This window comes from Bartonella sp. AA74HLJMH, from assembly GCF_042197045.1.
Lineage (GTDB): Bacteria > Pseudomonadota > Alphaproteobacteria > Rhizobiales > Rhizobiaceae > Bartonella.
On sequence record NZ_JBHIRJ010000017.1, the window covers coordinates 16,455 to 27,373 of the forward strand.

The following is a 10,919-nucleotide window of genomic DNA, read 5'->3' on the forward strand; positions in this document are numbered from 1 at the left end:
TTAGCTTGCTTCGGCAAAAGAAGGGATAACAATCGTACCAAAATCCTGCCCCCCTTGATCAGAATGCGGCAAGGTATAGCGTGATTTTTTCATGCCGATAATGGTTTTAGCTGCAACCCCAAATTCACGTTGATAATCAAACAGTTCTTCAACAAGTTTATAGCGTGTTCCCCCTTTCCCATCGCCTCCTGTTGCTCCATTGCCAACGCGCCCATAAGCCATGATAACACTTTGCGCACCAAGCAACACAGCACGGCGAACAGATGTTACAGGCTCTTGTGTCTTTGAATTGATACCATTGGGGACATGTTCAGCTTCACGCAAAATGACACCGTTATACATCCCCAAAGAACCATTAAAAATTGGGTTCTTAGCTCCAGAGCCATCATAAGCTGCCTTGGTAATGTCTAACCATTGCCCGCTCTTTGTATTGGTACGCAATTGGGTCACCTGTGTTGGGTGGAGATACATCACATATGCCGATTTTCCATCAACACGAACAGGGCGCAAACGTGGATTAGCAAGTTTTGCGCGTTCAACAGCCTGATCTATAAGATCTAATGTAAAAACATCGTCTTTTGTAAGTTCTTCATCAGTCTTTTTCTTATTGGCACGAATAATACGCAATTTGCTTGGCTCTAATGGAGCATTAAAACCATAGTGTACGGGTTTAAGGGTTATGGTGCGTCCCTCGAAGTGAATCCATGGTGCTGTATAACCTGCTGCCTGAATGAAGAACATCAAACTTAAGCGATCTGCATACCAATCAACAAGCCCATCCTTTGCTTCTGTTCGTAAATTAAATAAAACACGTTGTTGATCAATGGTGCCTTCATATTTTACGCGTACAGCATGAGAAAGCTCGTTAATACGCACCGTTTCATTCATAAATTGGAGTGCTTCTTCATTGCCTTCCAGCGTTTGTCCCTCGCTAACGCCATCCCCCATAAGTTGGACTCTTAATCCGCTCGTCACAGAGTCACCAGCGGATTTTCCTAGCATATCCAATACTTGAATAATGCTGTTTTTTCCTTTTCCCATCAGCGGTGCAATGGGCAACGCTTTTGAAGTTTCTGTGTTTAGCATCTTAGCCCAAACGCCAACGGCTAATGGGTCATTAAGATTTACCTGTGTTACTGCCATTTCAATCAATGCCTTTCTTGGTTTTTAAAACTCGCCTTGCGGCATAACCAAACGATAAAAATCACTTGGTTCTCTCTGTTGCGTCACCACGCACATCTCACGCTCTGCTCATAATTTGTTCAAATTTTTCGGGATTTTTCTCAACCCATACAGCAAATTCGGCTTCTGGCATGGAAAAGAGCGTTCTCACATCCATACCGCCTGTTGGAACTTGTCCGCCGCGCGCTGTAAGCGTCCGCGCTGCTTGAGAACGCTCTTGAAGAGCTCCTACTTCGTCCTTAACGGGCGCGCCACTATACCCAAAAGCTTTTGCTTTTTGCACCAGCACCTCAATTGGGTTTATACCAGCTTTCTGACACTGCTGGCATATTTGGCGCAATTCAGCACCAATTTGTTGTTGCCGTGCCTCTGGGTCTTTCCATTGCGGATAAAGGCTTGCTTGCGCTTGTAAAACACTGTCTGCTCTTTCATAGAGATAGTCCGTGATACTGTCTAAATCTGGATATTTATCTTGTACTTGCGCTTTGGCTTCCTCGAAATAATCCCCCAACTTTTGGCGTTCATATTCCTCTTGACTCATGCGCTCTTGGCTCTCTCTCATATGAGAAAACTCATCAAGCAATTTCTGTTGTTCTTGTACCTTATGACTAAGCCATGCAAAATGTGCTTTTGGGTCGTCTTCTAGGGAGGGAATATTTTCCTCACGGCGGCGCGTGATTTCTTCCTGCATTGCGGCATATTTTTGCGCAAGTTCAATAGCCAATTCACGCGCTTCAATGGCGCTTTGTTCTGCCTTTTGTCGTGCTTGCCGCTCTTGCTCTAGTTTATCAGATTCTATTACATCAGAATTTGGCTGCTCTTGAAGTGGTTCTACAGCTGGCTGTTCAGAACTTTCCTCTGCATCAAAAACTTCCTCAACTTGTTCTGGCTCGACCAACTCAACAACATTATCACTGGCAAAATGTTCATCATAGATTGCTTGTTCTTCTGGCGTAAACTCTTCTTCCATATTCTGTCCCTTCAATGTGCTATTATATTTTTTGTCAAAACTCGATAGTGTTCCAACTGTGTCTGTAAAGCTTTGCGTTCTAAATCACGCTGCGCTATCTCATTTTTTGCCTGTTGAAGTTCGAGCTGCATGCGCGCTTGTTCTTGTTTCAAGAAAAGTTCGATATTTTTCTGCTGCAATGCCGCTTGTTTCTGCTGCGCATCAAGTTGATAGAGTGTGCTCTTTGCTTGCGCTTCTTGCTGTAAAACAGCAATCTTTGCTTGTTGCTCTGGAGTTAATTGCGCCCCTTGGCTTTGTTGCATCATCTGCTGTTGCTGTTGTTCTTGTTGTGCCTGCTGTGCTTTTGCCGTTAAATTTGCTACCAATGTTGCCGGTAGTGGGGAAAGCTTTAAAAGATCTGGAATCATCTCCGGTGTTAAGAACCCACCAAGCAATGGCAACATCTGCGTAATTGTCGCAAAAGTTTTCTCTTTTTCATTGGGGCTTGTCGGTGAATCATCAACAATAATGTCGTATTCAAGCGTTGTGACAGCTTCACGTGTTAATGGAACATACTGCGCATTCTCTTGTCCAGAAATACGTACCAGACGCCCATCAGAGAGATAATTCTGAATGAGATAAAGGATAATCTTTCCCTGCCTACACCGATAAAGCTTGAGATTATCAAACAGCCCCGCAAGCAAATTAAGCGTTGATTGCCGGCGTGTATTTTCCAGCACATTGGCTTGGTTGACCTCCCGTGTTCCGATAAACTCAGCCGATAACCCTGTTACATGCGTTATCGCTTCACGCGATTCATTAAACAGCTGGAAAAATCCATTGGGAAATTGTGCACTTGGCTTTGGTTGAATTTTCCCTCCTGTAAGCGCGCCATTTTTAACCCAAGTAATCGTATCCGTTCGCGCCCAGCTTTCCATGGCTTGGCGATCATCATCGAAAGCGCCTCGTTCTGCCATCAAGCCGCCCTTAGACTGGCTATTAAGGATATACATCACTTGGCTAAAATATTTATTCGACCATTTTTGTGGATCTTTTGCGGGGCGAACAATCCCGTAAAACTGGTTTTTAAGCTTATCCAGCGTGCCCGTGATACACTCCCACCCAAGTTGCCCATCAGGTGCTAATGGCTTATCGGGCTTTGCTAAAAGACGTCGTCCCAGAAAAGCGCGTCTCACCACTTTTTTATTAAAACACACCCCTTGTAATTGTGGCATTACCCTTTGAAGCTGTTCAAACTCCTGTTTGCTATAGTTGCGCATCTGTCCGGTTTGAAGATCAGGCGCCTTGTAAGTGGTCTCATATTCAAACCAACGGCATTCAACCAGCGTAACATAGCGTTTCCCAGAATACGGATCTGAGAGAGAAGTCGCATTGGAGTCATCTTGATACGCATCAAGCGACACATGAGAATCCTCAGAAGCGGTTGTACTATCGATAGCCCAATCGGCGTTAAGATCTTCAACAGCAACATCAGGAAAAAGACTTTTAGCATCCTCAACGGATTTGCGATCAACATACCACATACGCTGTGCGTCAATGAGATTTGGTCTTACAGCATTGGCATCCCAAACCATTTTTAAGGGATCTAAACGTTGAACAGCAGGTATCCCTTCGGGATCTGTATCATAATCAAGCCGCGTATCTGTCCAGCCCATACCGCAAATAACCATATCCTGAAAAGCATCGGAATCGGCATATTCCGCCTCCGCCTCATCACGAAACCATTCTGCTGCTCCAGTAAGCAATTCATTGGGTATTGCCGCTCCCATTTGCCGTGGTTGAAACTGTACTTCGCGCTTATTATTACGCTCCGCCCCAACAATAGCATTCACAAGGGGTGCAATGCGGTTAAAAGTCATGACAGGACGGCGTTGCTCTTTTAAAACCGCAAGATCTTCCTCTGCCCATTGACGACCATTATAAAAATCAAAATCTTCACGCGCCTGTTCACGCCATTCATTAACATGTTCAACATCTTCTGCGTACCAAGACTTTAAACGCTTATAGAGTTCATATTCATCAAGGATTGTCGTTTTTTGAAAGTCTTGATCTAGAATGCCATCCATGATGCCGCTTCTCTTTCCATAGTGCAATAACGCTCTTGCTTGGGTTTGACACTGGGTGCTTCATAGACAATGCACATTAAACCAAAGGCATCCGCCCCATGGCTCGACCAATCATGCTCTGCACCCAAACCAATGCCGCGCTTCTCATCCCATTTCTCATGATACCAATTCAGTGCTTTGCGCCCTGCTACCGTCATCTCTTCATTAAACCAAACAGACGGCAAAATACGCCGCACCGCCTCTATACGCATCTTAACCGCCCCTGCCCCTTGATTAGGGATCACTTGCGTTTCAAAACCCGCATCATTTAAAGCACTCTCAAAACTCACATTGTGCACACGGTCTCTGGTCGCACCATCATGGGGCAAAACCATCAATGCCTTCTCATAACCATTGTGACGCAACCAACCGATATGCTCCGATAAAGGCTGCCCCTGTGCTTCGTAATAATTAAGCACTCTGATCTCTCTACCAACAAATTGCGCTATCCATATCGCTGTTGCATCTGCCTTGGCGCCCGTACCCCCAATGTCCCAAAAAGCACGTATTTGCATCAAGGGGTCACGAGCAACACGCCCTATCCGCCCCTCCTGCTCGGCTGCCAACATTTCCTTTTGATAATAAGCGCCTTGAACCGCTTTCAGATAATCCCCTTCCCAGATATGCTTATAGGTCTCGGGGCGGTTTCTCAGATCATCAAGTCGTGCTTCATTCAAGATCTTGGGAAACTTCGGATTGTCTGACCAGTTGATCTCAACACGTTTGATTGCCTCATTGTCTGAAAAGCGAAACCGCTTCTCAACGGGGGCATTCTCTCGCAACGGGTTCCATGTCACCCATAACTCTGCCCGCCATCCCTCTCCTTCTTCTCGCAACGTCGGTATAAGCGTTTGCCAAGCCGTCTCTGTAACGGGCTCTGCCTCATCAACCCAACAAAGCAAAATACGCCCCATAGACTTGATACTTGCAATATTCCGGTCCAGACCAGAAAACTGAAAGGCTATACGACCATCTATCGACTTAATCGACGACTCCCCAACCTTGTAATAGTCCTTTAAAAAGTCGTGCGCTTCAATGGCGCGTTTAATTTCCTCCAATGAACTTTCTGCCAAAGAATTCTGAAACTGACGTGCACAAAGTATAGTGCCTGATATCCCTCTCCTACCAAATTGATAGCCTTTTAAAGCAGCCATCAAGGCAAATGATCTTGTCTTCCCAGATCCTCTCCCTCCCCAAGCCGCACGCACCAAAGCCTTATCTGTAAAAATCGGTATAAGCTTTGGAACAATATTAATCTGTCGTGTTGTCATGAACTAAAGGCGCGATTTCCACACGCGTTATCATCTTAATGACTCCCCCATCTTCCCCTGTCACTTGAAGAGGCAAAATCTTCCCCAACAATGCCAAATAAGCAGCGGGGCATTTGATTGCCTGTTTTTCTAGATAAGAGACCAAACCATCATCACCATATTTCTTACCAGCGCGCTCTGCTGCCTTAAGCACTGCTTCTTTCAAAATACGTGTCGTTTTATTTGGCACACCTTTTACCCGCCCTTGACCTGCCTTTGGGGGCGTTCTTTTTGCAAGTTTTTCAGTGGTTTTCATGTGTGTTTCTTTTTGTAAACAAGACAATAAAAAAACCCCGCAAAAGCAGGGCTCTGAACAATCATATAAACTTATAAGAAAGGTTATACCTTTACCGTAATTCTAGACGCAATTCGACTAGTACAGCAACGCCATAAAACACTATTATTCACACCATGTCAACAAAAAAATCACTATATTGTGTATTTTTTATTTTTTTCACCTAAATCTAGTGTCTTTAACAACCAACCACTCACAATTGTATCTTCTAAACGAATCAATTATACAACTGAGAAATTAATAAAGGGGGGAGGAGTATGGAACCAATATCAATATATTTAAGTGCAATAGTAGTAATAATTGATGTACTATTTATATCAGGTTCTCTATCTCTTCGAGTTTTGACAGCAATATCGATTATTTCTATTTTCTGGTCAATCTTTAGATATGTATTTTCGTCGCCCTACTGCGAAATAGGTGATAATTATTATTATGATAGTAGTGATTTCACGCACGTACTGATATCTATAGCTATAATATCTACAGGAATCCTTCTCTACGAGTCCTTAGATGTGGGAATAATAGTACTCGTAATTACAATACCAATCATGCTGTTTTTGTTTCTTTTGTATGTAGAGATCGAAATCACAATTTGCCTAGTAATAGGAATCGCTATACTTCATTTTTTCGGAGTCCCAACAACAATTTTGTTAGTAATAACAATCTTCCTTGTTGGTCTGTATGAGTTTTTAGCATCAAAAGGATTTAAAAGTTTTTGCGATACTCATAATAATCTAGTTAATTCCTATAATTCAGTGCTAAAAGACCGTGACAATGCTGTTAGGGAACGAGATGAGGCGATTGAAGAACGGGACAAATTAAAAAAGAAATTCAAACATTTAAATTACTCAGATGATTACTTTTAAATCAACATAGCGATAAGCTTTTGTGAAAATATTTGCTCAGCTTTTGCTTCAGTTTGTTAACACCTAATCTTCGAGGAACAAGCCAAGCTCTCTCCTCGCCTCTTCAGAACTATAAAAAGCTGCTTCTCCTCTTTGAACGGACTCTCTTACTTACTTGTGAAGCTAAATAATAATCCTCTGCTTCCTCTATTCCGCATTCAATAATCTCGCGTAGATAAAAAGATTTTGTACGTCCTATCTTAGCAGCTAAATTATTCAAACGTGTTTCAAGTTCGCTAGGCAACCGAATAGATACTGTCATAATCTTTGTATCCACTGTAATACAAATACTAAGTTAGAAATGTCGATAATTTGGCTAGCACTTCATTCATAATTATAGAGGGAACTGTTTCCATTTTTTTTCCATTACGTGCTGCTATATCGATAGCACGTGGTTGATCACAACGTATCACACCTGTTGTATGCAATCCTGTTCCTGCCAATGAAACAACAAACCCTGCTGTTCTCGCAAAATTTCCTCCACTTGTAATGGGCAAAACAACTGGTGTTTTTGTTACACGATTAAACGCCTCCGGTGACACAATCAGTACAGGACGCGCCCCTCTTTGCTCATAACCAGAAGTTGGGTCAAGCGATACAAACCAAATTTCACCCCGCTTCATTACAAGAGCTCTCTGCCAACAGGATTAGCATCAAACCACTCCACATCCTCATCCGCAAAATCATCTGAAGGATTACATTGCGCTAATAATTCTTCAAGGGTGTAATTTGGCGATATCTGTGGTTTCACAACCAATTGTCCATTATCAATAGCCAAACCCACTTGCGTATTTTCAGTAAGGTGAAGAACATCAAGCAATGCGGGCGGTATAGAGAGCATAACTGACCCTCCAACTTTACGTAATTTTGTTGTATGCATAAAACACTCCCACTAATATTATATAAAAATATAACATTCTAATGTTTATTCTTCAAGAGCTTTCATGCTTTTATAGGAAAATAACAGCAAAACATTTACCATTTGTTTTTTCTGTTAAAATATTTATGAAGCGCGTTAAGAGCGACCCACAATGAATTCACAAGATGTGGTAATGTTTTGTCTTCGACAACAATATATTGTATTGCTGCATAAAGATTATACTGTCTATAGAGATGTTGTGTTTCTTTTATCGCCTCTTGCATATTAGAAAACTGTTCTGTTGCAAATTCAACCCATTTTTCTCTTGCTTTGTCATCAGAAGATGATGGTATTTCATCATAAACAGCGCTTGGTAAACCTTTTGCACACAAATAGTCATTTTTCACTTCAAGATATTTTTGCGCAGCATCATACTGGTCTTGAGTAAGCATGCCTTGCAAACACAGCCGCCCAACATAAGTACCAGCAAGCGGATTTTTAGCCTCTTCAATAGTCAAACCAAAGCGTTTAGCACGCATTTCAATTGCCAATTGATTAACAGGATCTTGACGTACTTTCACTTGTGAAATGTAAGCATCTTTCTTCTTCATACATCCCCTAATCTGTGGGAGCCCACATGTTTCCCTTTGTTATATTTTATCAATCAAAATGGTATGCTGTCATTAAGAGATGCACTATGATCAGCGGCACCTGAAGCGATAGCATAATTTTGAGAAGTAACGGAAGAAGGGGCAGATTGATCTTTCTTTACATCAAGCAAATACAACTCGCCTTTGAATTGTGGTAAAATAATCTCTGTTGTGTAACGGTCATGCCCATTTTTATCTTGCCATTTGCGTGTCTGTAATTTTCCTTCTACGTAAACTTTTGAACCTTTGTTTAGATACTGAAGTGCAATTTTTGCCAAATGTGGATTAAAAATCACAACTGAATGCCATTCAGTTTTCTCTACTTTTTGATGAGTATTTTTATCCGTATAGCTTTCAGAAGTTGCCATACGAAAATTGACTATTTCTGCTCCAGAATTCATTGTTTTGCTTTCGGGATCAGCACCTAAACGCCCGATTAATGTCACTTTATTTAGCATGTTTTTTTACCTTAAACTTGTATTTTAATACATAGAAAATCTTAGCATGATTTGCTTATTTTTTCAATTATTTCAAAATGATATTATTGTTTTTTAACATATAAAATTATATTTAATATGCAAAAAAACATAAATAGTTCAGTGTTCATTTAAAACTCTTGAAATACATACATAAATGTATTAACATAAGATATGAAAATAAGATTTGAATGGGATGAAGCTAAAGCGAAAAGTAATCTTAGAAAGCACCGTGTCAGTTTTGAAATTGCTGCTCGTGTTTTTGCAGACCCGTTCGCCATGGTTAAACAAGACCGTATTGAAAACGGAGAATATCGTTGGCAAACTTTGGGTCTTGTGGATGGTTTTTTACTGCTGCTCGTGGCGCATACTGTCCATGATGATAAAGATGGTATAGAAGTAATCCGTATTATTTCAGCGCGGCGAGCCAACTCAAAAGAAAGGAAACGTTATGAAGAAGAAAGTTCGTTATGAAATTGATGTAGGTAACTTATCACCTTTGACAGATAAACAGAGAGTTGAAGTTGATAAGCTGGCTGCAATGCCGGACAGTGCAATTGATCATAGTGATATTCCGTCACTCAATGATGCATTCTGGAAAAACGCCGTTCGCAATCCATTCTATAAACCAACCAAAACTGTCACAACAGTACGTGTGGATTCAGACGTTCTAGCGTGGCTTAAAAGTCAAGGGAAAGGATATCAAACACGGATTAACGCAATTTTACGTGACGCCATGCTTCGTTCAATGCGTTGATCTCTTTCCTGCTACAAAGAGTATCAAACTGCTTTCGATAGTTTTTTATGCTCTTGTTGATTTTATCGAACGTTGAGAAGAAACAACGTAATCTGAACAGTTTTATAAAATCGGAAATTTTACTATAGCTTTTTAACGGAGCACTGTAGTGTGTAAATAGATATATTTATTAAACTGCGTGTACGTAACATAAGGAAAAATACACAGACTAAAAAGGAATACCAAAGAGCAATATCTGAGTACCAAAGTACGGTATCCAATGGAAAAGAAAGCTTATACTCCACGTACTTAGAAATGACAGGTAAAAAAACAGTTTCTTTATAACTATTTGGAAAAATTAAAACGACAAGCGCTAAACTTATTAGCTTTAAAAGTCTGTGCATATACTGTTGTAAATCACGTGTTAATGTCTTCCAACCTGTTGTGTTGCTGCGTTTGTATTTTGGATTGTTCTGCAACTCAAAAGGAATATGAGAATTGCATAAAATTGCAAAAACCGCTGTGACTATTACCAAAGAAACAGATGCGAATATCAAAATACTTTGAATAAAGTAGGGATTTTTTTTAATTCCTAAAAAACATAAAAATATAAAAGTTATAATGCCAAACAAGGCTCTTAGCTGCTTATCTGTAAACATATTTATTTCCTACGGTATCTTTTTATCGATTTAAACACATGCCTAATCGTAAAATCATCAGCACTTTTCACTAGTTTGCTGTGGACCAAAGCGTTTCATTATCCCACCAATGCCATTTAAAGTTTCTTCAAGCTCTTGCTTGTGAACAAGCGTTATAGGCGTTGAATGCTCTTTCTCTGCTTGTTCTTTCAACTCCTTTTCACGGAATCTCAAAACAGCATTGCGTACAAAATTGGCTTTTCTCAAAAGACTGTTTTCTAAATCTCGACACAACCTGACAAGTTCTCGTGTGCTCGGAAAAAACGTATCGGATAAACAATTTATTTCATCACATAAAATCCGTTTGACCACTGTCATCAGTGACCATGCAGAGACATTTTCCAAAACCATTCCATAGGTCAACGCCATTCCCTCATGGTCTGATTGTTGTGCTATTTTCAAACCACACGACAGCATGCGAATAGCTTTTGCTATATCCTCTTTACCTGCTTTCACTGCGAAGAGCTCTTGCAATTGATCACCAGCCTCTAAAGCAATCGATTCCTGCTGTTTCGTTAATTGGCTGCCATCCTTCAAAACAAACGGACCGCTCGGAGGTATCATCGCATGAATGTGTTTCAAAATACCCTCGATTTCCGATATCAAGGAGACTGTCTGCGATACGCTCCCCAATGCTTTTTTTCTTTTGAGTGTAATTTCCATTGTTTCCACCATTGTTGTTCGTGTTTTTCGTTTTTTCTAAACCCTCGATAGCCCTGCGTACCCAGTTACG

Annotated in this window: 14 protein-coding genes and 2 pseudogenes; 3 read left to right on the top strand and 13 right to left on the bottom strand. The window is 40.9% G+C overall.

Translation table 11 applies throughout. The annotated features are described in order from the left end of the window. The 5 genes from ACFINH_RS07655 to ACFINH_RS07675 form a co-directional block, all read right to left on the bottom strand. Positions 1-1,143, bottom strand: a complete 1,143-nt coding sequence (locus ACFINH_RS07655; protein ID WP_375613686.1) for a N4-gp56 family major capsid protein — start codon at positions 1,141-1,143, stop codon at positions 1-3. A 97-nt stretch (positions 1,144-1,240) separates the two neighbouring features. Further along, positions 1,241-2,152 carry a hypothetical protein gene (locus tag ACFINH_RS07660; protein ID WP_375613685.1) on the bottom strand — a complete coding sequence of 304 codons (912 nt, stop codon included), beginning with the start codon at positions 2,150-2,152 and terminating at the stop codon, positions 1,241-1,243. 11 nt (positions 2,153-2,163) lie between these two features. Then, positions 2,164-4,218 carry a portal protein gene (locus ACFINH_RS07665; RefSeq protein WP_375613684.1) on the bottom strand — a complete coding sequence of 685 codons (2,055 nt, stop codon included), beginning with the start codon at positions 4,216-4,218 and terminating at the stop codon, positions 2,164-2,166. Further along, complete coding sequence (locus tag ACFINH_RS07670) at positions 4,203-5,528, bottom strand: PBSX family phage terminase large subunit (RefSeq protein WP_375632567.1); 1,326 nt, start codon at positions 5,526-5,528, stop codon at positions 4,203-4,205. Before ACFINH_RS07670 ends, ACFINH_RS07665 begins: the two co-directional genes overlap by 16 nt. Next, entirely contained in the window at positions 5,509-5,823 is a 315-nt protein-coding gene (locus tag ACFINH_RS07675) for a hypothetical protein (protein ID WP_375632568.1), read from the bottom strand. The genes ACFINH_RS07670 and ACFINH_RS07675 overlap by 20 nt, the downstream gene beginning before the upstream one ends. A 296-nt stretch (positions 5,824-6,119) precedes the next feature. Between ACFINH_RS07675 and ACFINH_RS07680 the strand changes: the two genes are divergently transcribed. Further along, positions 6,120-6,728 carry a hypothetical protein gene (locus ACFINH_RS07680; protein ID WP_375630239.1) on the top strand — a complete coding sequence of 203 codons (609 nt, stop codon included), beginning with the start codon at positions 6,120-6,122 and terminating at the stop codon, positions 6,726-6,728. Positions 6,729-6,791: 63 nt separating this feature from the next. Here ACFINH_RS07680 and ACFINH_RS07685 read toward each other — a convergent pair. From ACFINH_RS07685 to ssb, 5 genes and pseudogenes are all read right to left on the bottom strand, one after another. Continuing rightward, positions 6,792-7,029 (bottom strand): annotated as a pseudogene (locus ACFINH_RS07685) (CopG family transcriptional regulator). A gap of 28 nt (positions 7,030-7,057) precedes the next feature. Then, the gene (locus tag ACFINH_RS07690) at positions 7,058-7,390 is read right to left on the bottom strand and encodes a type II toxin-antitoxin system PemK/MazF family toxin (RefSeq protein ID WP_375630238.1); all 333 of its coding nucleotides are present in this window, start codon (positions 7,388-7,390) and stop codon (positions 7,058-7,060) included. Continuing rightward, the gene (locus ACFINH_RS07695) at positions 7,390-7,647 is read right to left on the bottom strand and encodes an AbrB/MazE/SpoVT family DNA-binding domain-containing protein (RefSeq protein WP_375630237.1); all 258 of its coding nucleotides are present in this window, start codon (positions 7,645-7,647) and stop codon (positions 7,390-7,392) included. The genes ACFINH_RS07690 and ACFINH_RS07695 overlap by 1 nt, the downstream gene beginning before the upstream one ends. A 95-nt stretch (positions 7,648-7,742) precedes the next feature. Beyond that, positions 7,743-8,237, bottom strand: a complete 495-nt coding sequence (locus tag ACFINH_RS07700; RefSeq protein ID WP_375630236.1) for a hypothetical protein — start codon at positions 8,235-8,237, stop codon at positions 7,743-7,745. A gap of 53 nt (positions 8,238-8,290) precedes the next feature. Then, positions 8,291-8,734 (bottom strand): single-stranded DNA-binding protein, encoded by a 444-nt coding sequence (ssb, locus tag ACFINH_RS07705; protein ID WP_375632569.1) that lies wholly within the window; start codon positions 8,732-8,734, stop codon positions 8,291-8,293. Between the two features lie 192 nt (positions 8,735-8,926). On the opposite strand from ssb, the gene ACFINH_RS07710 reads away from it, so the two are divergent. Further along, positions 8,927-9,226 carry a BrnT family toxin gene (locus tag ACFINH_RS07710; RefSeq protein WP_375612484.1) on the top strand — a complete coding sequence of 100 codons (300 nt, stop codon included), beginning with the start codon at positions 8,927-8,929 and terminating at the stop codon, positions 9,224-9,226. Then, the gene (locus ACFINH_RS07715; RefSeq protein ID WP_375632570.1) at positions 9,204-9,509 is read left to right on the top strand and encodes a BrnA antitoxin family protein; all 306 of its coding nucleotides are present in this window, start codon (positions 9,204-9,206) and stop codon (positions 9,507-9,509) included. Before ACFINH_RS07710 ends, ACFINH_RS07715 begins: the two co-directional genes overlap by 23 nt. A gap of 122 nt (positions 9,510-9,631) precedes the next feature. On the opposite strand, the gene ACFINH_RS07720 is transcribed toward ACFINH_RS07715, so the two are convergent. The 3 genes and pseudogenes from ACFINH_RS07720 to ACFINH_RS07730 form a co-directional block, all read right to left on the bottom strand. After that, entirely contained in the window at positions 9,632-10,147 is a 516-nt protein-coding gene (locus ACFINH_RS07720; RefSeq protein WP_375632571.1) for a hypothetical protein, read from the bottom strand. Between the two features lie 57 nt (positions 10,148-10,204). Further along, a complete protein-coding gene (locus ACFINH_RS07725; RefSeq protein WP_375632572.1) occupies positions 10,205-10,750 on the bottom strand; it encodes a hypothetical protein in 546 nt (181 codons plus the stop codon). After that, positions 10,665-10,919 (bottom strand): annotated as a pseudogene (locus ACFINH_RS07730) (hypothetical protein); the annotation flags it as partial. The gene ACFINH_RS07725 and the pseudogene ACFINH_RS07730, both read right to left, overlap by 86 nt.

Excerpts from the sequence above, each read along its gene's own strand:
- ACFINH_RS07655 (WP_375613686.1), bottom strand. The coding sequence starts at position 1,143 with ATGGCAGTAACACAGGTAAATCTTAATGACCCATTAGCCGTTGGCGTT.
- ACFINH_RS07660 (WP_375613685.1), bottom strand. The coding sequence starts at position 2,152 with ATGGAAGAAGAGTTTACGCCAGAAGAACAAGCAATCTATGATGAACAT.
- ACFINH_RS07665 (WP_375613684.1), bottom strand. The coding sequence starts at position 4,218 with ATGGATGGCATTCTAGATCAAGACTTTCAAAAAACGACAATCCTTGAT.
- ACFINH_RS07670 (WP_375632567.1), bottom strand. The coding sequence starts at position 5,528 with ATGACAACACGACAGATTAATATTGTTCCAAAGCTTATACCGATTTTT.
- ACFINH_RS07675 (WP_375632568.1), bottom strand. The coding sequence starts at position 5,823 with ATGAAAACCACTGAAAAACTTGCAAAAAGAACGCCCCCAAAGGCAGGT.
- ACFINH_RS07680 (WP_375630239.1), top strand. The coding sequence starts at position 6,120 with ATGGAACCAATATCAATATATTTAAGTGCAATAGTAGTAATAATTGAT.
- ACFINH_RS07690 (WP_375630238.1), bottom strand. The coding sequence starts at position 7,390 with ATGAAGCGGGGTGAAATTTGGTTTGTATCGCTTGACCCAACTTCTGGT.
- ACFINH_RS07695 (WP_375630237.1), bottom strand. The coding sequence starts at position 7,647 with ATGCATACAACAAAATTACGTAAAGTTGGAGGGTCAGTTATGCTCTCT.
- ACFINH_RS07700 (WP_375630236.1), bottom strand. The coding sequence starts at position 8,237 with ATGAAGAAGAAAGATGCTTACATTTCACAAGTGAAAGTACGTCAAGAT.
- ssb (WP_375632569.1), bottom strand. The coding sequence starts at position 8,734 with ATGCTAAATAAAGTGACATTAATCGGGCGTTTAGGTGCTGATCCCGAA.
- ACFINH_RS07710 (WP_375612484.1), top strand. The coding sequence starts at position 8,927 with ATGAAAATAAGATTTGAATGGGATGAAGCTAAAGCGAAAAGTAATCTT.
- ACFINH_RS07715 (WP_375632570.1), top strand. The coding sequence starts at position 9,204 with ATGAAGAAGAAAGTTCGTTATGAAATTGATGTAGGTAACTTATCACCT.
- ACFINH_RS07720 (WP_375632571.1), bottom strand. The coding sequence starts at position 10,147 with ATGTTTACAGATAAGCAGCTAAGAGCCTTGTTTGGCATTATAACTTTT.
- ACFINH_RS07725 (WP_375632572.1), bottom strand. The coding sequence starts at position 10,750 with ATGATACCTCCGAGCGGTCCGTTTGTTTTGAAGGATGGCAGCCAATTA.